This is a genomic window from Streptomyces sp. NPDC032091, from assembly GCF_055580265.1.
Window position 1 is genome coordinate 90,844 of sequence record NZ_JBVILR010000013.1, and the last position, 22,430, is coordinate 113,273.

The following is a 22,430-nucleotide window of genomic DNA, read 5'->3' on the forward strand; positions in this document are numbered from 1 at the left end:
GACGGCCTGAGTACGGAGCACATCATGACCACATCGAACGACAAGATCGTCCAGGCACTGCGCGCCTCCCTCCAGGAGACCGAGCGGCTGCGCCGCCAGAACCGCAAGATGACGGCCGAAGCCAGCGAGCCCATCGCCATCGTCGCGATGAGCTGCCGCTTCCCCGGCGGCATCGGCTCCCCCGAGGAGCTGTGGCGCCTCCTCGCGGAGGGCGGCGACGCGATATCCGGCTTCCCCGCCGACCGGGGCTGGGACCTGGACGCGCTCTACGACCCCGACCCGGACCACGCCGGCACCTGCTACGTCCGCCACGGAGGATTCCTCGACGGCGTGGGCGAGTTCGACGCCGGATTCTTCGGGATCTCCCCCCGCGAGGCCCTGATGATGGACCCGCAGCAGCGGCTGCTGCTCGAAACCGCCTGGGAGGCGTTCGAGCGGGCCGGCATCGACCCGGCGACGCTGCGCGGCACCCGCACGGGCGTCTTCGCCGGCACCAACGGCCAGGACTACGCCCGCCTGTCCACCTCCCCGGAGGACTTCGACGGCTACCTCGGCACGGGCAACGCCGCCGCCGTGATCTCCGGACGGCTCGCCTACACCTTCGGCCTCGAAGGCCCCGCGGTGACCGTCGACACGGCCTGCTCCTCCTCCCTCGTCGCCCTGCACCTCGCCGCCCAGGCGCTCCGCAAGGGCGAGTGCACGCTCGCCCTGGTCAGCGGGGTGACGGTGATGTCCACACCCGGTGCCTTCATGGAGTTCAGCCGCCAGCGCGGGCTGGCCGCCGACGGCCGCTGCAAGCCCTTCTCGGCCGCCGCCGACGGCACCGGCTGGAGCGAGGGCGTCGGCATGCTGCTCGTCGAGCGCCTCTCCGACGCCCGCCGGGGCGGCCACCGCGTCCTGGCCGTGCTCCGCGGCAGCGCGGTCAACCAGGACGGCGCGTCCAACGGGCTGACCGCCCCCAGCGGCCCGGCGCAGCAGCGGGTCATCCGCCAGGCCCTGGCCGACGCGCGGCTCACCGCGGCCGAGGTGGACGCCGTCGAGGCGCACGGCACCGGCACCTCGCTCGGCGACCCGATCGAGGCCCACGCCCTCCTCGCGACGTACGGCCAGGACCGCCCCGCCGGCCGGCCGCTGCTGCTGGGCGCCCTCAAGTCGAACATCGGCCACACCCAGGCGGCGGCCGGAGTGGCCGGCGTCATCAAGATGGTCATGGCGATGCGGCACGGCATCCTGCCCGCCACCCTGCACCTGGACGAGCCGTCCCCGCACGTGGACTGGACGGCGGGCGCCGTCCGCCTGCTGACGGAGGCCGAGCCCTGGCCGGAGACGGACGGCCCGCGCCGCGCCGGCGTCTCCTCCTTCGGGGTCAGCGGCACCAACGCCCACGTCGTCCTCGAACTGCCGGCCCCCGACCCGGACGGGCCGACGACCGCCGACACCCCCGCCCCGGCGGCCACCGGGTCCGCCGGACCGGACCGCACCCCGCTGCTGTGGCCCCTCTCCGCCCGCACCCCGGAGGCCCTCCCCGAGCAGGCCCGGCGCCTGCTGGCGTACGTGCGGGAACACCCGCACACCGACCCCGCCGACATCGGGCACGCCCTCGCCACGACCCGCGCCCACCTGCCCCACCGGGCGGCCGTGGTGGGGCGCGACCGCGACGAACTGCTCACCGCCCTCACCGCCTTCGCCCGCCGGGAGCCGACAGGCCGGGCCTTCGAGGGCAGCGCGCCCCGCAAGGCCAAGACGGCGTTCCTGTTCTCCGGGCAGGGCAGCCAGCGCCTGGGTATGGGGCGTGAACTGCACGCCGCGTTCCCGGTGTTCGCCAAGGCTTTCGACGCCGCCTGTGCGGCCCTGGATCCGCATCTCGAACTGCCTTTGCGGGAGGTGGTGTTCGGTGAGGACGTCGAGCTGTTGAACCGGACGGCGTACACGCAGCCGGCGTTGTTCGCCGTGGAGGTGGCCCTGTTCCGGTTGGTGGAGTCGTGGGGTGTGCGCCCGGACTTCGTGGCGGGGCATTCGGTCGGTGAGTTCGCGGCGGCGCACGTCGCGGGGGTGCTGTCGCTGGATGATGCGGCGCGGTTGGTCGCGGCGCGGGGCCGGCTGATGCAGGACCTTCCCTCCGGGGGAGTGATGGTGGCGGTGGAGGCCTCGGAGGAGGAGGTGCGGGCCCTGCTGCCGGGGTTCGAGGACCGTGTGGGCATCGCCGCCGTCAACGGGCCTTCCTCGGTGGTGCTTTCGGGTGCCGGGGACGCGGTGGCGGAGCTGGCGGGGAAGCTTACGGCGGAGGGCCGCAAGACCAAGGCCCTCACCGTCTCCCACGCCTTCCACTCCCCGCTCATGGAACCGATGCTCGACGACTTCCGCACCCTCGTGGAAGCCGTCCCCTTCGCCGCACCGGCCCTGCCCGTGGTCTCCACCGTGACGGGCCGCCGCCTGACGGCCGCCGAACTCGCCGACCCCGGCTACTGGGTGGACCAGGTGCGCGCGGCCGTCCGGTTCGCCGACGCGGTGGGAACCCTCGCGGAGGCCGGAGCCTCCGTGTTCGTCGAGGTCGGGCCCGGAGGCATCCTGTCCGGCCTGGCCCGGCCCCTGCTGGACGCCGACTCCGCGCACGTCGTGCCCCTGCTGCGCGCGGACCGTGCCGAGGAGCAGGCCGCGGCCTCCGCGCTGGCCCTGCTGCACGTCCACGGCGTCCCGGTCGACCCGACCGCGCTGTCCGGCGCCCGCGACGACCGCCCCGCCCTCCACGACCTGCCCACCTACGCCTTCCAGCGCCGCCGCTACTGGCTGGAGTCCACGGCCTTCTCCGGCCGGCCCGCCGACGGCGCCGCCCCGGCCGCCGACCCCGCCGAGGCCGGGTTCTGGGACTCCGTGGACCGCGCCGACCTCGCCGCCTTCGCGCAGCGACTCGGCCTCACCGACGACGCCCCCCTCAGCTCCGTCCTGCCCGCCCTGTCCCTGTGGCGCCGCACCCACCGGGAGCGCTCCACCCTCGACGGCCGGCGCTACCGCACCGCCTGGCAGCCCGCGCCCGCCCCCACCACCACGCCCGCAGGCCCCGCCGGCACCTGGCTGGCCGTCGTCCCCGCCGCCCGCCCGGCCGGCGACGACCCGTGGACGGCCGACGCCCTGCGCGCCCTGGAGGAGCACGGCGCGACCGTACGCCCCGTGACGGTGGAAGCCGGCACCGGCCGCGAGGCACTCGCCGACCTGCTGCGCACCACCGCCGCCGCGCACACCGTCGACGGGGTCCTCTCCCTGCTGGCCCTGGACGAACAGCCGCACCGGGCCCACCCCGTGCTGGCGGAAGGGCTCGCCGCGACCCTCGCCCTGATCCAGGGCCTCGGCGACGCGGGCATCGACGCCCCCCTGTGGTGCGCCACCCGCGGCGCCGTCTCCACCGGTCCCGCCGACCCGCTGCGCAGCCCCCACCAGGCGGCGGTCTGGGCCCTCGGCCGGACCGCCGCGCTCGAACACCCCGGACGCTGGGGCGGACTGGTCGACCTCCCACAGCTGTTCGACGACCGCGCCGCCCGGCGCTTCGCGGCCGTCCTCGCCGGCACCCACGCCGACGAGGACCAGCTGGCCGTACGCGGCACCGGCGTCCTCGCACGCCGTCTGCTGCGCGCCCCCCAGGACCGGGCCGGCGCACCCGCCGCCCCCGAGGAGGCCTGGCGGCCCCACGGCACCGTCCTGATCACCGGCGGCACCGGAGCCCTCGGCGCCCATGTCGCCCGCTGGCTCGCCGGCGCCGGAGCGGACCACCTGGTCCTCACCAGCCGCCGCGGAGCGGACGCGGCCGGCGCGGACGCGCTCCGCACCGAACTGGAGGCCCTCGGCGCCCGGGTCACCATCGAGGCCTGCGACGTCGCCGACCGGGAAGCCGTGGCCCGGCTGCTCGCCGGCCTCCCGCCGGAACACCCCCTCACCGCCGTCGTCCACGCCGCCGGCACCGGCACCCCGGCCCTGCTGGCCGACACCACCCCCGAGGAGTTCGCCGCGGTCCTCGCCGGCAAGACGGCCGGCGCCCGGCACCTCGACGAGCTGCTGGCCGAACGGTCAGGAGCCCGGCCGCTGGACGCCTTCGTCCTCTTCTCGTCGATCTCCGGCGTCTGGGGTGCGGCCGGCCAGGCGGCGTACGCGGTCGCCAACGCCTCCCTCGACGCCCTCGCCGAACACCGCAGGGCCCGCGGGCTCACCGCCACCGCCGTGGCCTGGGGCCCCTGGGCCGGCGGTGGCATGGTCGAGGACGGCGACGCCGAGGACCGGCTGCACCGGCGCGGGCTGCCCGCCCTCGACCCGCCGTCGGCCATCGCCGCCCTGCGCGCCGCCCTCGACCGCGACGAGACGGCGGTCACGGTCGCGGACGTCGCCTGGGAGCGCTTCGCGCCCTCCTTCACGCTGCTGCGGCTCAGCCCGCTGCTCACCACGATCCCCGAGGCCGCCACGGCCCTCGCCGAGGCGGCCCGCGCGGCGGCGTCCGACGGTCCGGGCGACGGAGAGGTCCCCGCGTTCGCCCGCCGCACCACCGCCCTGCCCGCCGCCGAACAGGCCCGGGCCGTCCTCGCCCTGGTGCGCGCCGAGGCCGCCGCGGTGCTCGGCCACCAGGACCCGGAGGCGGTCCCCGCCGACCGGGCCTTCCGCGAACTGGGCTTCGACTCCCTCACCGCCGTGGAGCTGCGGGGCCGCCTCGCCAGGACGACGGGGGTCCGGCTCCCGGCCACCCTCGTCTTCGACCACCCGTCCCCGGCCGCCCTGGCCGCCCACCTGCTGTCCGAACTGACCGCCGCCGTCACCGGCCGCACCGCGGCCGACCCGGCGCCCACGGCTGCCGTCCGGACCGCCGACGACACCGAACCCCTCGCGATCGTCGCCATGAGCTGCCGCTACCCCGGCGAGGTGCGCACCCCCGAGGACCTCTGGCGCCTCGTCGCCGAGGGCCGCGACGCGGTCGGCGGCTTCCCCGCCGACCGCGGGTGGGACCTGGACTCCCTCTACGACCCCGACCCCGACCGGCCGGGCACCACATACGCCCGCGACGGCGGCTTCCTCTACGACGTCGCCGACTTCGACCCCTCCTTCTTCGGCATCTCCCCGCGCGAGGCCCTGGCGATGGACCCGCAGCAGCGGCTGCTCCTGGAGACCGCCTGGGAGGCCTTCGAACGCGGCGGCCTCGATCCCACCTCCCTGCGCGGCACCGCCACCGGCGTGTTCATCGGCTCCGGCTACCAGGACTACGCCTCCCGCCTGCGGAGCGTCCCCCAGGACCTGGAGGGCTACATCGGCACCGGCAGCTCCGCCAGCGTCGTCTCCGGGCGCATCGCCTACTCCTTCGGGCTGGAGGGGCCCACGCTCACCGTGGACACGGCCTGTTCCTCCTCCCTGGTCGCCCTCCACCTCGCCGCGCAGGCGCTGCGGCGCGGCGAGTGCGACCTCGCCCTGGCGGGCGGGGTGACCGTGATGTCCAGCCCCAACGCCTTCATCGAGTTCAGCCGGCAGCGCGGGCTGGCCGCCGACGGCCGCTGCAAGTCCTTCGCGGCCGCCGCCGACGGCACCGGCTGGGGCGAGGGCGTGGGCCTGCTGCTGGTGGAGCGGCTCTCCGACGCCCGCCGCCTCGGCCACCCCGTGCTGGCCCTCGTACGGGGCTCGGCGATCAACCAGGACGGTGCCTCCAACGGGCTCACCGCCCCCAACGGGCCCGCCCAGCAACGCGTGATCCGCCAGGCCCTCGCGGACGCCGGACTGGCACCGGCGGACGTGGACGCGGTCGAGGCGCACGGCACCGGCACCGTCCTGGGCGACCCCATCGAGGCGCAGGCGCTGCTGGCGACGTACGGTCAGGACCGGTACGGGCGGCGGCCGTTGTGGCTGGGCTCCCTCAAGTCCAACATCGGGCACACCCAGGCGGCCGCCGGGGTCGGCGGGATCATCAAGATGGTCGAGGCCCTGCGCCACGGCGTCCTGCCCAGGACGCTGCACGTCGACGCGCCGACCCCGCACGTGGACTGGTCGGCCGGCGCCGTCGAGCTGCTGACCGAGGCCGTCGACTGGACGGCCGGCACGGACCGCGTCCGGCGGGCCGGCATCTCCTCCTTCGGGGTCAGCGGCACCAACGCCCACGTCATCATCGAGCAGCCGCCCGCGCGGACCCCCGGTCCCGCCGCCGCCCGCCCCGCACCAGGGCCGGTCGCCTGGCCGCTCTCCGGAACCGGCCCCGAAGCCCTCCGCGAGCAGGCCGCACGCCTCCTCGACCACATCGAACGCCACCCCGCCGCGGAACCGGCGGACGTGGCCCTCACCCTGGCGAGCGCCCGCGCCGCGCTGGACCACCGGGCCGTGGTCCTCGGCACGCGGCGCGAGGACTTCCTGCCCGCGCTGCGCGCCCTCGCCTCGGACGACCCGGCCGCGCGGGCGGACACGACGGTCCGCGGCACGGCCGGCTCCCCGCCCAGGACGGCGTTCCTGTTCTCGGGCCAGGGCAGCCAGCGGCCCGGTATGGGGCGCGGACTGTACGCCTCCCACCCGGTGTTCGCCGACGCGTTCGACGAGGTCTGCGCCCACCTGGACGGGCACCTGGACCGGCCGCTGCGGGAGGTGGTCTTCGCCGAGGACGCGGACACGCTGCACGAGACGCGGTTCACCCAGCCCGCGCTGTTCGCGGTCGAGGTGGCGCTGTTCCGGCTGGTGGAGTCGTGGGGCGTGCGCCCCGACGTCGTCGCGGGCCACTCCATCGGCGAGTTCGCGGCCGCCCACGTGGCCGGTGTGCTCTCGCTGGAGGACGCCGCGGCCCTGGTGGCGGCGCGCGGCCGGCTGATGCAGGCCCTCCCCGAGGGCGGTGCGATGGTCGCCGTCGAGGCCTCGGAGACCGAAGTCCGCGCACTGCTCGCCGGGTTCGAGGACGCGGTGGGGGTGGCGGCCGTCAACGGACCGTCCTCGGTGGTGCTCTCCGGCGCCGAGGCGGCCGTGGCGCAGGTCGTCGCGAAGCTGTCCGCCGAAGGCCGCAGGACCAAGGCCCTCACGGTCTCCCACGCCTTCCACTCGCCGCTGATGGAGCCCGTGCTGGCCGACTTCCGCACGGCGGTGGAGGCGGTGTCGTTCGGGACCCCGGTGCTGCCGGTGGTCTCGACGCTGACGGGCGGCCCGGTGCCGACGGAGGAGTTCTGCTCCGTGGAGTACTGGGTGCGCCACGTCCGTGAGGCGGTGCGCTTCGCGGACGCCGTCCGGGCACTGGAGGACGAGGGCGCGGACACCTTCCTGGAAATCGGCCCGGGAGGCGTGCTCACGGCCCTGGCCGCGGGCCTCCTCGACGGCGGCCGGACAGCGGTCGCGGCACTGCGGGCGGACCGGCCGGAGGAGACGGCGGTGCTCACCGCCCTCGCCCAACTGCACGTCCGGGGCACCCCGGTGGACTGGACCGCGGTCCTCGCCGGCCGGGGCGCCCACCGCGTCGACCTGCCCACCTACGCCTTCCAGCGCCGCCGCTACTGGCTGGACGCCGGGCCCGCCGCGGGCGACCTCGCGGGCGCCGGACTGGGCCCCGCCGGCCACCCGCTGCTGGGCGCGGCCGTCGCCCTCGCCGGCGGTGAAGGCGCCGTCCTGACCGGCAGGCTCTCCCTCGCGGCCCAGCCCTGGCTGGCGGAACACCAGGTGATGGGAGCGGTCCTGCTCCCCGGCACGGCCCTGGTGGACCTCGCGGTCCGGGCCGCCGACGAGACCGGATGCGACCTGGTCGAGGAGCTCACCCTGCAGACCCCGCTGGTCCTGCCCGCCGAGGGCGCGGTCCGGATCCAGGTCGTGGTGGCGGGCCCCGACGGCGACGGGCGCCGCAGCGTCGGCGTCCACTCCCGGCCGGACGGGGCGGACCCGGACGCGCCCTGGTCGGTCCACGCGGTCGGCGTACTCGCCCCGCGGGCCGCCGGCGCCGGGATCGCGGAGGACCTCGCGCAGTGGCCGCCCGCCGACGCCCGGCCCGTCCCCCTGGAGGGCTCCTACGCGCGCCTGACCGAGCTCGGCTTCGGCTACGGCCCGCTCTTCCAGGGGCTCCGGGCCCTGTGGCGGCGCGGCGCGGAGTTGTTCGCCGAGGTCTCCCTGCCCGAGGACACCACCGCCGAGGGCTTCGGCGTCCACCCGGCGCTGCTGGACTCGGCCCTGCACGCCGTGGGCCTGGGCGGCCTGCTGCCCGACACCGGCCGGGGGCGCATCCCGTTCGCCTGGAGCGGCGTACGGCTGGAGGCGACCGGCGCCACCGCCCTGCGGGTCCGGCTGACCTCGCCCGGCCCGGACACGGTCTCCCTGTTCGCCGCCGACGGCACCGGCCGGGCGGTCGTCTCCGTCGACTCCCTGGTCCTGCGGACCGTGACGGCCGATCAGCTGCCGGGCGCCGGAGGCGTCGAGCACCAGGACGCGCTGTACCGGCTGGACTGGCCCGCCCTGCCGCCGGGCCCCCGGGACACCCCCGCGGACACCCCCGCCCCCCTCACCCGGGTCGAGGACCGTGCGGGCCTGCTCGCGCTCCTGGACGCCCCCGGCGGCCCGGACCGGCTCGCGGACACCGTCCTGGTGCCGGCACCGAGCGGCGCCCGCGACGCGTCGGAAGCGGAGCGGGTCCACACGGTGACCCGGGAGGGCCTCGCCCTCCTGCGCACCTGGCTCGAAGACGACCGGACCGCGGGCTCCCGGCTGGTACTGCTGACCCGCGGCGCCGTCGCCCCCGAACCCGGCGCCACCGTCGCCGACCCGGCCCAGAGCGCCCTGTGGGGCCTGGCCCGCTCCGCCCAGTCGGAACACCCCGACCGCCTGATCCTCGCGGACCTGCCCCCCCGGGACCCGGAAACGTCCGCAGCCCCGGATGCCCCCGCGGGCCCGGACGCCCCCGCAGGCCCCGAGGCGGAGGAGCGGCTGCTCGCCGCCGTGCTGACCACCGGGGAACCGCAGTTCGCCCTGCGCGGCACCACCGCTCACGTCCCCCGGCTCGCCCGCCGGAGCGCCGCCGACGCCCTGCGCCCCGCCCCCGGGGCGGCCGGCTGGCGGCTGACCACCGGCGCCGCGGGCGCCACCGGCACGCTCGACGCCCTCGCGCTCACCGAGAACCCCGCCGCGACCGCCCCGCTCGGCGAGGGCCAGGTCCGGATCGCGGTACGCGCCGCCGGCGTCAACTTCCGCGACGCCCTGATCGCCCTCGGCATGTACCCCGGCGAGGCCGCCCTCGGCAGCGAGGCCGCCGGCGTCGTCGTCGAGACCGGACCCGGCACGCCCGGCCTGGCCGCGGGGGACCGGGTGTTCGGCATGGTCCCCGAGTCGTTCGGCCCGCTCGCCGTCGCCGACCACCGGATGGTGGCGCGGATCCCGCACGGCTGGACCTTCACCGAGGCCGCCTCGGTGCCCGTCGTCTTCCTGACCGCCTACTACGCCCTGGTCGACCTGGCCGGCCTGCGGGCCGGACAGACGCTCCTGGTGCACTCGGCGGCGGGCGGCGTCGGCATGGCCGCCACCCAGCTCGCCCGCCACCTCGGTGCCGAGGTCTACGGCACCGCCGGGCCCGGCAAATGGGCGGCCCTGACGGCCACGGGCGGCCTGGACCGCGGCCACCTCGCCTCCTCCCGCGACCTCGCCTTCGAGGAGCGGTTCCGCACCGCGACCGCCGGCCGCGGCGTGGACGTCGTCCTCAACTCCCTCGCCGGGGAGTACGTCGACGCCTCGCTGCGCACCCTCGCCGACGGCGGCCGGTTCCTGGAGATGGGCAAGACCGACGTCCGCGACCCCCGGCAGGTCGCCGAGGAGCACCGGGGCGCCGCATACACCGCCTTCGACACCATCGAGGCCGGCCCCGACCGGATCGGCGCCATGCTCCACGAGCTCGTCGCCCTGTTCGAGGCCGGGCACCTGCGGCCCCTGCCCGTCACCTGCTGGGACGTCCGGCAGGCGCCGGCCGCCCTGCGCCACCTGAGCCAGGCCCGGCACATCGGCAAGCTCGTCCTCACCGTCCCCGCCGCCCCCGACCCCGACGGCACCGTCCTCGTCACCGGCGCCACCGGGGCGCTGGGCGGGCTCGTCGCCCGCCACCTGGTCGCCGCGCACGGCGCCCGCCACCTGCTGCTCACCAGCCGGCGCGGCCCCGCCGCCGACGGGGCCGGAGCGCTGCGCGAGGAACTCCTCGCCGCGGGCGCGCGTACGGTCACCCTCGCCGCCTGCGACACGGCCGACCGGGACGCGCTCGCCGCCCTGCTGGCGGCCGTCCCCGACGACCGGCCGCTGACCGCCGTGATCCACGCCGCCGGAGTCCTCGACGACGGCCTGGTCACCTCCCTCACCCCCGAGCGGCTGGAGGCCGTGCTGCGCCCCAAGGTGGACGCCGCGCTCCACCTGCACGAACTCACCCGCGCCGCCGACCTGTCCGCCTTCGTGCTGTTCTCCTCCGTCGCCGCGACCCTGGGCAGCGCCGGCCAGGGCAACTACGCCGCCGCCAACGCCTTCCTCGACGCCCTCGCCCAGCGCCGCGCCGCGGCCGGCCTGCCCGCCACCTCGCTGGCCTGGGGCCCCTGGGCCGAAGGCGGCATGGCCTCGGACATGGACGCCTCCGGGCAGGACCGGATGGCCCGCTCCGGGCTGGTCCCCTTCGGCGCGGCGGAGGGCCTCGCCCTGTTCGACGCGGCCCGGACCGGGGAGCGGGCCGTCGCCGTACCCGTACGCTTCGCCACCGCGGCCCCGGCCGCGGCGGGCCCCGACGCCGAACGGGCCGTACCGGCGGTGCTGCGCGGCCTGCTGCGCCCCGCCGCCCGGCGCACCGCCCGGGAATCGGTACCCGGCGGCGGCCCGGACGCCCTGCGCGAGCGGCTGGCCCGCCTGTCCGGGCCCGAACGGGACGGCGCCCTGCTGGACCTGGTGCGTACCCAGGTGGCGGCCGTCCTCGGCCTCGGCGGCCCCCGCGAGGTGGACCGCGACCGGGAGTTCAAGGTGCTGGGCTTCGACTCCCTCACCTCGGTGGAGCTGCGCAACCGCCTGAACTCCGCCACCGGACTGCGGCTGCCCGCCACCCTCGTCTTCGACTGCCCCACGCCCGTGGCCCTCGCCGCCCGCATCGGCGCCGACCTGGCACCCGAGCCGGCCCCGGCCTCGCCGGCGGTGTCCGTCTTCGGGGAACTCGACCGGCTGGAGGAGCTCCTCGCCGCCGTCGGAGCCGACGACGCCCTCGTCCGCTCCCGGGTCAGGACCCGTCTGCAGGGGGTGCTCGCGGCCTTCACCGAAGGGTCCGCCCCCACCCCCGGCGACAGCTCCGACGAGCGGCTGCGCAGCGCCACCGTCGACGACATCTTCGCGCTCGTCGACGAGGAGCTCGACGGCCCCTGACCACCCGGAAGAGCCCGGACCAGCAGGTGCACACGACCGCGGCCGCACCACCGCACCCCTTGCCGACACTCCTCGACGGGTGAAGAACATGCAGAACGAGCAGCACGCACAGCACGAACAGCACGACCGGAACGAGCAGCACGACCGGAACGAACAGCACGCGAACGAGCAGAAGCTGCTGGACTACCTCAAGCGCGTGACGGCGGACCTCAAGCAGACCCGGCGCCGCCTGCACGAGGTGGAGGCGCAGGACCAGGAGCCGATCGCCATCGTCGCGACGAGCTGCCGCTACCCCGGGGGCGTCGACAGCCCCGAGGCCCTGTGGCGGCTGGTGGAGAGCGGCTCCGACGCCGTCACCGGCTTCCCCGAGGGCCGCGGCTGGGACCTGGAGGGGCTCTACGACCCCGACCCGGGCGTCCCCGGTACGTGCTACACCCGCGAGGGCGGCTTCCTCCACGACGCGGGCCGCTTCGACCCGGGCCTCTTCGGGATGTCCCCCCGCGAGGCCCTGGCCACCGACCCGCAGCAGCGGCTGCTCCTCGAAGTCGCCTGGGAGGCCTTCGAGCGGGCCGGGATCGCCCCCACCTCCGTCAAGGGCTCCCGCACCGGCGTGTTCGTCGGCCTCGCCTACCAAGGCTACGCGGGCAGCGGCGACACCCGCGAGGAGCTGGAGGGCTTCCTGCTCACCGGCACCGCCCCCAGCGTCGCCTCCGGCCGCCTCTCCTACACCTTCGGGCTGGAAGGCCCGTCGCTGACCGTCGACACCGCCTGCTCCTCCTCCCTCGTCGCCCTGCACCTGGCCGTCCAGGCGCTGCGCCGCGGCGAATGCACCATGGCCCTGGCCGGCGGCGCCGCCGTCATGGCCGCCACCGGCATGTTCACCGAGTTCAGCCGCCAGCAGGGCCTGGCCGTCGACGGCCGCTGCAAGTCCTTCGCCGCCGACGCCGACGGCACGGGCTGGGGCGAGGGCGTCGGCATGCTGCTCGTCGAGCGGCTCTCGGACGCCCTGCGCAACAACCACCCCGTCCTGGCGGTGGTCCGGGGCAGCGCCGTCAACCAGGACGGCGCCTCCAACGGCCTCACCGCCCCCAACGGCCCCGCCCAGCAACGGGTGATCGAGCAGGCCCTGGCCAGTGCCGGGCTGTCGGCCGCCGACGTGGACGCCGTCGAGGCGCACGGCACCGGCACCGTCCTCGGCGACCCCATCGAGGCGCAGGCCCTGCTCGCGACCTACGGCCGAGACCGGCCGCAGGAGCGCCCGTTGTGGCTCGGCTCCCTCAAGTCCAACATCGGCCACACCCAGGCGGCCGCCGGCGTCGGCGGGATCATCAAGATGGTCGAGGCCCTGCGCCACGGCGTCCTGCCCAGGACCCTGCACGCCGAGGAGCCCTCCCCGCACGTCGACTGGACCTCCGGCGCCGTCCGCCTCCTCACCGAACCCGTCACCTGGGCGGAGGACGGCCGGCTGCGCCGGGCCGCCGTCTCCTCCTTCGGGGTGAGCGGGACCAACGCCCACACCATCATCGAAGAGGCCCCGGCGCTCCCCGAGCCGGCCCCGGCCCCCGCACCCGCCGCCGACCCGCTGCCGGTGGCCTGGACGCTCTCCGGCCGCGACACCACCGCCCTGCGTGAACAGGCCGAACGCCTCCTGCGGCACGTCCTCGGCCTCGGCGAGGTCAGCCCCGTGGACGTGGCCCACTCCCTGGCCGCCTCCCGGGCCGTCCTGGAGCACCGCGCCGCCGTCGTCGGCACCGGCCTGCCCGAACTCCTCGCCGGAGTCACCGCCCTCGCCGAGGCAGAGCCCGCCCCGAACCTCGTCGAGGGCACGGGCGGGCGTGAGACGGCGACCGCGTTCCTCTTCCCGGGGCAGGGCAGCCAGCACCTGGGCATGGGGCGCGAACTCCACGCGGCCCAGCCGGTGTTCGCCGAGGCCTTCGACGCCGCCTGCGCCGCCCTCGACCCGCACCTCGAACGCCCCCTGAAGGAGGTGGTGTTCGGGACGGACCCGGAGCTGCTGGAACGCACCGGGTACACCCAGCCGGCCCTGTTCGCCGTCGAAGTGGCCCTGTTCCGGCTGTTGGAGTCCTGGGGGGTGCACCCGGACCACCTGGCCGGGCACTCCGTCGGCGAATACGCGGTCGCCCACGCGGCCGGCGTGCTGTCGCTCCAGGACGCGGCGAAGCTCGTGGCCCTGCGGGGCCGGCTGATGCAGCAGCTGCCGCCGGGCGGGGCGATGGCCGCCGTCGAGGCCTCCGAGGCGGAGGTGCGGAAGCTGCTGGCGGGCAGGGAGGACCGGGCCGGCGTCGCCGCCGTCAACGGGCCGCGGTCCGTCGTCGTCTCGGGCGCCGCCGACGCCGTGTCCGCCGTCGTGGACCGGCTCGCCGCCGAAGGCCGCAGGACCAAGGCGCTCGCCGTCTCCCACGCCTTCCACTCACCCCTGATGGACCCGATGCTGGACGCCTTCCGGGCCGCCGTCGCCTCCGTCGCCTTCGCACCCCCGAAGCTGCCGGTCGTCTCCACCCTCACCGGAGGCCCGGTCGGCGCCGAGGAGTTCTGCTCGCCGGAGTACTGGGTCCGCCACGTCCGCGAAGCGGTCCGCTTCGCCGACGCCGTCGGCTCCCTCGCCGCCGAAGGCGCCACCACCTTCCTGGAGGTCGGGCCCGGCGGAGTCCTGGCCGCGCAGGCCGGGCACGTCCTCGACGACACCCGCGTCCTCGTCCCCCTGCTGCGCACCGACCGCCCCGAGCACCTGGCCGTCACCACCGCCCTCGCCCGGCTCCACGTCCACGGCACCCCCGTCGACTGGGCCGCCGTCCACGCCGGCCGCGGCGCCCGCCGCGTCGACCTGCCCACGTACGCCTTCCAGCGCCAGGACTACTGGCTCCGGCCCGCCGCCCCCGCCGGACGCCGGCCCGCGATCGAGGACCGGCAGTACGACATCACCTGGCAGCGGCAGCCCGTCCCGGCCGCCGGCCCCGTCGACGGGCACTGGCTCCTGCTGGCCCCCGCCGACGGCGCGGACCCCGCCGCCGCGGACCTCACCGGCGCCCTCCGCGACGCGCTCACCGCCCGCGGGGCCCGCACCACCCTCCTCACCGTGGACGCCGCCGAGGACCGCGGCGCCCTCGCCGGCCGGCTGCGGGAGGCCGCGGCCGACGCCGCCCCGCGCACCGTCGTCTCCCTGCTGGCCCTGGACGAGCGCCCCGCCGCCGGACTGGCCGCCCTCACCGCCGGCGACGCCGCCACCCTCACCCTGATCCAGGCCCTCGGCGACGCCGAGGTCGCGGCACCCCTGTGGTGCGCCACCCGCGGCGCCGTCACCACCTCACCGCAGGACCCGCCGACGGCCCCCGCCCAGGCCCGGACCTGGGGCCTCGGCCGGGTCGCCGCGCTGGAGCACTCCGGCCGCTGGGGAGGCCTCGTCGACCTGCCGGCGGACTGCGACGCCGCCGCCCTGGACCTCCTGCTCGGGATCCTCACCGGTGACGGCCCGGAGGACCAGCTGGCCGTCCGCCCCGGCGGGGTCCTCGCCCGCCGCCTCTCCCGCACCCCCGACACCGAGACCCGCCGCACCGTCGACTGGCGGCCGCGCGGCACGGTCCTGATCACCGGCGGAACCGGCGCCCTCGGCGGCCACGTCGCCCGGCTGCTGGCCGGCCGCGGCGCCGAACACCTCGTCCTCGCCGGCCGGCGCGGCCCCGCCGCCGAGGGCGCCGCGGAACTGACCGCCGAACTGGAGGCACTGGGCGCCCGGGTGACCGTCGCCGCCTGCGACGTCGCCGACCGGGACGCCCTCGCCCGGCTCCTCCGCGAACTCACCGGCCCGGCCGCCGAACAGCCCCTCACCGCCGTCGTGCACACCGCCGGCGTCGACACCCCCGCCCTGCTGGCAGACACCGGCCCGGCCGCCTTCGACGCCGTCCTGGCCGCGAAGGCCGCGGGCGCCGTCCACCTCGACGCCCTCCTGCGCGAACTCCCCGCCGGCCACGAGCTCGACGCGTTCGTCCTGTTCTCCTCCATCGCCGGCGTGTGGGGCGCGGGCGGGCAGGCCGCCTACAGCGCCGCCAACGCCCACCTCGACGCGCTCGCCGCCGCCCGCCGCGGCGACGGCCTGCCCGCCACCTCCGTCGCCTGGGGCCCCTGGGCCGGCTCCGGCATGGCCGCCACCCCCGAGATCGCCGACGGCCTGCGCAAGCGCGGCCTGGAACCCCTGCCCGCCGACGAGGCGCTCGCCGCCCTGGACCGGGCGGTCGGCCGCGGCGCCACCGCCGTGACCGTCGCCGACGTCGACTGGGCCCGCTTCGCCCCGACCTTCACCGTCGGCCGCTCCAGCCCCCTCCTCGCCGGCCTGTCCGAGGTCCGCGACGCCGCGAGCAGCCGCTCCACGGACACCGGCGGGGCCGAGGACACCGCCCGGGCCCTGCGCCGCACCCTCGCCGGGGCCGACCCCGCCGACCGGGACCGCACCCTCGTCGAACTCGTTCGGCGCGAGGCCGCCGCCGTACTCGGCCACCCCGGCCCCGAAGCCGTCGAACCGGGCCGCGCCTTCCGCGACCTGGGCTTCGACTCCCTCACCGCCGTCGAACTGCGGGGCCGGCTGGTCCGCGCCACCGGACTGGACCTGCCCACCACCCTCGTCTTCGACCACCCCTGCGCCCTCGACCTCGCCGGCCGGCTCCTCGCCGAACTCCTCGGCGCCCAGGAGCCGTCCGTGGCCATGGCCACCCGGGCCGCCGCCGACGACGAACCGATCGCGATCGTCGCGATGAGCTGCCGCTACCCCGGCGGCGCCCACTCGCCCGAAGAACTGTGGCGGCTGGTCGAAGAGGGCACCGACGCCATGTCGGTCTTCCCCGACGACCGGGGCTGGGACCTCGACGCGCTCTACCACCCCGACCCCGACCACCCCGGCACCACCTACGCCCGGGCCGGCGGCTTCCTCTACGACCTGGCCGACTTCGACGCCGCGTTCTTCGGCATCTCGCCGCGCGAGGCCACCGCCATGGACCCGCAGCAGCGGCTCCTCCTGGAAACCTCCTGGGAGGCCTTCGAACGGGCCGGCCTGGACCCGGCGACCGTCCGCGGCAGCCGCACCGGGGTGTTCGTCGGATCCGGCTACCAGGACTACCTCCGGCGCGGCCTGGCCGTCCCCGAAGGCGTCGAGGGCTACCTCGGCACCGGCAACGCCGCCAGCGTCGCCTCCGGCCGCATCGCCTACACCCTCGGCCTCGAAGGGCCGGCCGTCACCATCGACACGGCCTGCTCCTCCTCCCTCGTCGCCCTGCACCTGGCGGCCCGGTCCCTGCGCCAGGGCGAATGCGACCTGGCCCTCGCCGGCGGCGTCACCGTCATGTCCAGCTCCGGCGCCTTCGTCGAGTTCAGCCGCCAGCGCGCCCTGTCCGCCGACGGCCGCTGCAAGGCCTACTCCGCAGACGCCGACGGCACCGGCTGGGGCGAGGGCGCCGGCATGCTGCTGGTGGAACGCCTCTCCGACGCCCGCCGCAACGGCCACCCCGTCCTCGCCGTCATCCGCGGCTCCGCCGTCAACCAGGACGGCGCCTCCAACGGCCTCACCGCGCCCAGCGGCCGCGCCCAGCAGCTCGTCATCCGCCAGGCCCTCGCCGACGCCGGCCTGACCACCGCCGACGTCGACGCCGTCGAAGGACACGGCACCGGTACCCGCCTCGGCGACCCCATCGAAGCCTCCGCCCTGCTCGCCACCTACGGACAGGACCGCGACACCGGCCGGCCCCTGTGGCTCGGCTCCCTCAAGTCGAACATCGGCCACACCCAGGCCGCCGCGGGCGCCGGCGGCATCATCAAGATGGTGCAGGCGCTGCGGCACGGCCTGCTCCCCAGGACCCTGCACGCCGACGAGCCCACCCCGCACGTCGACTGGACCGCCGGCGCCGTCCGCCTGCTCACCGCCCCCGTCCCCTGGGAACCGGACACCGGCGGCCGGCCCCGCCGCGCCGGGGTCTCCTCCTTCGGCATGAGCGGCACCAACGCCCACGTCATCATCGAGGAGGCACCCCGCCCCGAACCCGCCCCCGAACCGGCCCCCGAACCGGCCCCCGCCCCGGCCGCCGCCCCCGGGCCCCGGCCCCTGTCCGCGGCCGCCACCGCCCTGCCGCTCGCCGCCCGCACCGTCCCCGCCTTGGAGGAACAGGCGGCCCGCGTCGCCGCCCTGCTGCGCGAGGACCCCGGCACCGACCCGCGCGCGACCGGCCACGCCCTCGCCACCACCCGCACCCCCTTCGCCGAACGCGCCGTCGCCGTCGGCGAGGACCGCGACGAGCTGATCGCCGCCCTCGACGCGCTCGCCTCCGGCGCCTCCCACGCCGGCGCCGTCCGCGCCACAGCCGCCGCCCCCGCCCAGCCCGTGTTCGTCTTCCCCGGCCAGGGCTCCCAGTGGGCCGGCATGGCCGTCGGCCTCCTCGACACCTCCGAGGTCTTCCGCGACCGGATCGCCGCCTGCGGCCGGGCCCTTGCCCCCCATGTGGACTGGGAGCTCGAAGACGTCCTGCGCGCCGCGGCCGGCGCCCCCGCCCTGGAAACCCCCGACGTCGTCCAGCCCGCGCTCTGGGCCGTGATGGTCTCCCTCGCCGAACTCTGGCGCTCCTGCGGCGTCCGCCCCGCCGCCGTCGTCGGCCACTCGCAGGGCGAGATCGCCGCCGCCGTCGTCGCCGGAGCCCTCACCCTCGACGACGGCGCCCGCCTCGTCGCCCGCCGCAGCGCCCTCCTGCTGCGCCTGTCCGGACAGGGCGGCATGGTCTCCCTCCCCCTGCCGGAGACCGAGGCCGCCGCACGCATCGCCCCCTGGGACGGCCGCCTCGCCGTCGCCGCCGTCAACGGCCCCCGCACCGTGGTCGTCGCCGGGGACCGCGAAGCCCTGGCCGAACTTCTCGACACCTGCGCGGCCGACGGCGTACGCGCCAAGCGGGTCCGGGTCGACCTCGCCTCGCACTGCCCCCAGGTCGAATCCCTGCGCGGGGAACTCGCCGCGGAACTCGCCTCCCTGGCACCCGCCGTGCCCGCGGTCCCGTTCCACTCGACGGTCACCGGGGCCCCCCTCGACACCCCGCCCGACGCCGCCTACTGGTACGGCAACCTGCGCCGCACCGTCCGCTTCGAACAGGCCGCACGCGGCCTGCTGGCCGCCGGACACCGGGTGTTCATCGAGGTCAGCCCGCACCCCGTGCTGGTCTACGGGCTCCAGGACATCATCGACGACACCCCGACGCAGACCCCCGCCGCCGTCCTCACCACCCTCACCCGGGCCGAAGGCGGCGCCCGCCGCTTCCTCACCTCCCTCGCCGAGGCCCACGCCCACGGTGTCCCCGTCGACTGGAACACCGTCCTGGACGGCGGCACGGACCGGCCCGGCCCGCCCCCCGCCCTGCCCACCTACCCCTTCCAGCGGCAGCGCTACTGGCTCGACGCCCCCGACACGGCCGCCGGCCCGGCGCCCGCGGCCGGATCCGACGCCGACGCCGGATTCTGGGAGGCCGTGGCCCGCGAGGACCTCACCGCCCTCGCCGGGGAACTGGGCATCGACGAGGACGCCACCCTGCGCACCGCGCTCCCCGCCCTGCACACCTGGCACCGGGGCCGCCGCGACGAGGCCGCCACCGACGCCTGGCGCTACCGCATCGCCTGGAAGCCGGTGGCCGACCCGGCGCCCGGCCCCCTCACCGGGACCTGGCTCGCCGTCGTCCCCCGCGACCTGCCCGGCGACCCCGCCGTCGAACTGGCCCTGGACTCCCTCGCCGCCCACGGCGCCCGGATCGACCGCCTGGACGTCGCGGGCGACACCGACCGGCAGGGCCTCGCCGACGCCCTGCGCGGCCGCGCCTCGACCGGTGTCGTCTCCCTGCTCGCCCTCGACGAACGGGCCCACCCGGAGCACCCCGCCGTTCCCCTCGGCCTCGCCACCACCCTGCTCCTCGTCCAGGCGCTCGGCGACGCCGGCCTCGACGCCCCCCTGTGGTGCCTGACCCGCGGCGCGGTCTCCACCGGCCCCGCCGACCCCGTACGCTCCGTCCGCCAGGCGCCCGTGGCCGCCCTGGGCCGGGTCGCCGCCCTCGAACACCCCGGCCGGTGGGGCGGCCACATCGACCTGCCCGCCGAGGTACGGGCCACCGACGGCCGCACCGGCCGCAGGCTGGCCGCCGCCCTCACCGGCGCCGGCGGCGAGGACCAGCTCGCCCTGCGCCCCGACGGGGTCCTCGCCCGCCGCATGCTCCGCGCCACCGGCGACGGGGCGGCCCCCGCAGGCCCCGGCTGGCAGCCCCGCGGCACCGTCCTGGTCACCGGCGGCACCGGCCACATCGGCGGCGGCGTCGCCCGCTGGCTCGCCGGAGCCGGCGCCGCCCACCTGGTGCTCGCCGGCCGCCGCGGCCCCGACGCCGAGGGTGCCGCGCAGCTCGCCGCCGAACTGGAGGCCCTCGGGGCCGGCGTGACCCTGGCCGCCTGCGACATGGCCGACCGGGAGGCCGTGGCCCGGCTCCTGGACTCCCTCGACGCCCTGCCGCCGCTGAGCGCCGTCGTCCACGCCGCCGGCACGGGCACGCCCGCCATGCTCGCCGACACCACCGTCGCCGACTTCGGCTCCCTCTTCGGGGCGAAGGCGGCGGGCGCCGCCCACCTGGACGAACTCCTCGCCGACCGGGAACTCGACGCCTTCGTGCTGTTCTCCTCCGGAGCCGCCGCCTGGGGCAGCGGCGCCCAGGCCGGATACGCGGCCGCCAACGCCTTCGTGGACGCCCTCGCCGAGGACCGCCGCGCCCGCGGCCTGGCCGCCACCTCCGTGGCCTGGGGCGCCTGGGGCGGCGGCGGCATGGTCGACCGGGCGGCCGAGGAACGGCTGCGGCTGCGCGGCCTCGACCCCATGGACCCCGGCCTCGGCGTGCTGGCCCTGCGCCGCGCGGTCGAACGCGGCGACACCACCGTGGTCGTCGCCGAGGTGGACTGGACCCGGTTCGTCCCCGGATTCACCGCCGCCCGGCCCAGCCCCCTGATCGCCGACCTGCCCGAGGTGCGCCGGCTCACGGCCGCCGAGGACGGCGGCACGGACGGCCCGGGCGACGGCGAACCGCCGCTGCTGCGCCGCCTCGCCGGACTCCAGGGGGCCGATCCGGCCCCGGTCGTGCTGGAGTTCGTACGCTCCGAGGCGGCCGCCGTACTCGGCCACCCGGCCGCCGACGCGGTGGGGGAGCGGCAGGTCTTCCTGGAGCTCGGCTTCGACTCGCTCACCGCCGTCCGGCTCGCCAAGCGGCTCGGCCGGGCCACCGGCATGAAACTGCCCGGCACCCTGGTCTTCGACCACACCACCCCCGCCGCCCTGACCGCCCGCCTCCTCGAACTGCTCGCCCCGCGCCCCGGCGCCACCGCCCCGGCCCCGGCCGGCCCCGCCGCCGACGCACCCGGCGAGGACCTGCTCGTCGCCCTCTACCGGCGGGCGGCCGAGACCGGCCGCCTCACCGAGGGCATCGGGATGGTCACCGCCGCCGCCCGGCTGCGGCCCGTCTTCGACGCCGCCGACGCCGCCGGCCACCGGCCCGTCCCGGTCCGTCTGGCCCACGGCGACGAGGGCCCCCACCTGGTCTGCTTCGGCCCCTACATGGCCCCCTCCGGGGTCCACCAGTACGCCCGCTTCGCCGCGGCGTTCGGCGGCCGGCGCACCATCTGGGGGCTGCCCGAGCCGGGCTTCGGCCCGGGCGAGTCACTGCCCCGCGACGTCGAGGCCCTCGTCGAGGTCCACGTCGGCTCCGTCATCGCCTGCGCGGGCGAGGAGCCGGTGGTCCTCGTCGGCTACTCCTCCGGCGGCTGGGTGGCCCACGCCGTCGCCTGCCGGCTGGAGCGGCTGGGCCGGCCCGTCGAAGGCATCGTGATGCTCGACAGCTTCACCCGCGCCGAAGGCATGGGGGAGCGGTTCCAGGCCGCCGTGGTGCGCGAGCAGTCCGACCGCTTCGAGTTCATCTCCGCACCCGGCACCCAGCTCACCGCGATGGGCGGCTACCTCGCCCTCTTCGAGGACTGGCGGGCCCCCGAGGCGACGGCCCCCACCCTCGTCGTCCGCGCCGCCGACCGGATGGCGCAGGACGCGGACCCGGCCGCCGGCCGGACCGACGACCGCCCTCCGGCCCCCGAACACGCCCAGACCGTCACCGAAGTGCCCGGCAACCACTACACGCTGATGGAACGCCACGCCGAGTCCACGGCCACCGCCGTCGACGAGTGGATCCTCAAGCTGCCCTGACCCGCCCCGCCCCTCACGTCCCCTCCGAAAGGACACGACCGCTCCGTGAACACCCCGACCACCACCACCGACAGCAGCCTGTGGATCCGCCGGTTCGAGCCGAGGCCCGACAGCTCCGTCCGGCTGGTCTGCCTGCCCCACGCGGGCGGCTCCGCCGCCTTCTACCTGCCCGTCGCCCGCGCCATGCCCGACTTCGCCGACGTGCTGTGCGTCCAGTACCCCGGCCGGCAGGACCGGCGAGCCGAGCCCCCCGTCGACAGCATCCCCGCCCTCGCCGACCAGGTCTTCACCGCCCTGCTGCCCTGGGCGGACCGGCCGCTGGCCTTCTTCGGGCACAGCATGGGCGCCTCCGTCGCCTACGAGGTCGCCCGCCGCTTCGAACGCGAGAAGGGAATCGTGGCGGCCGCCCTGTTCGCCTCCGGCCGCCGCGCCCCCTCCGCGTACCGGCACGAAACCGTGCACCTGCGCGACGACGACGGCCTGATAGAGGAGATGAAGGCGCTCAGCGGCACCGACAGCCGGCTCCTCGGCGACGAGGAGGTGCTGCGGATGGTCCTCCCGGCCCTCCGCGCCGACTACCGGGCCGCGGAGACCTACGCCCCCGAGCCGGGGGAGCGGCTGCGCTGCCCGGTGACGGCCATGGTCGGCACGGACGACCCGAAGGTGACGGTGGCCGAGGCCGCCGCCTGGGCCGGGCACACCGAAGGCCCCTTCGATCTGAAGGTGTTCTCCCCGGGCCACTTCTACCTGGTCCGCGACCACGCCGAGGTCATCGCGGCCATGGCCGACCGGCTCCGCCCCGCCCCCGCGGCCTGACGGAGGC

General features: G+C 77.1%; 3 protein-coding genes. All 3 read left to right on the plus strand.

Annotated features, from left to right (window positions below; all coding sequences use genetic code 11):
* Positions 1-24: 24 nt before the first annotated feature.
* Positions 25-11,346 (plus strand): type I polyketide synthase, encoded by an 11,322-nt coding sequence (locus tag ACZ5NJ_RS21540; RefSeq protein ID WP_468766694.1) that lies wholly within the window; start codon positions 25-27, stop codon positions 11,344-11,346.
* An 88-nt stretch (positions 11,347-11,434) separates the two neighbouring features.
* Positions 11,435-21,607, plus strand: a complete 10,173-nt coding sequence (locus ACZ5NJ_RS21545) for a type I polyketide synthase (protein WP_468766695.1) — start codon at positions 11,435-11,437, stop codon at positions 21,605-21,607.
* 45 nt (positions 21,608-21,652) lie between these two features.
* A complete protein-coding gene (locus tag ACZ5NJ_RS21550) occupies positions 21,653-22,423 on the plus strand; it encodes a thioesterase II family protein (protein ID WP_468766696.1) in 771 nt (256 codons plus the stop codon).
* Positions 22,424-22,430 lie beyond the last annotated feature (7 nt).

What these genes read in the sequence shown, in the direction of transcription:
- ACZ5NJ_RS21540 (WP_468766694.1), top strand. Translation starts at nt 25, where the DNA reads ATGACCACATCGAACGACAAGATCGTCCAGGCACTGCGCGCCTCCCTC.
- ACZ5NJ_RS21545 (WP_468766695.1), top strand. Translation starts at nt 11,435, where the DNA reads ATGCAGAACGAGCAGCACGCACAGCACGAACAGCACGACCGGAACGAG.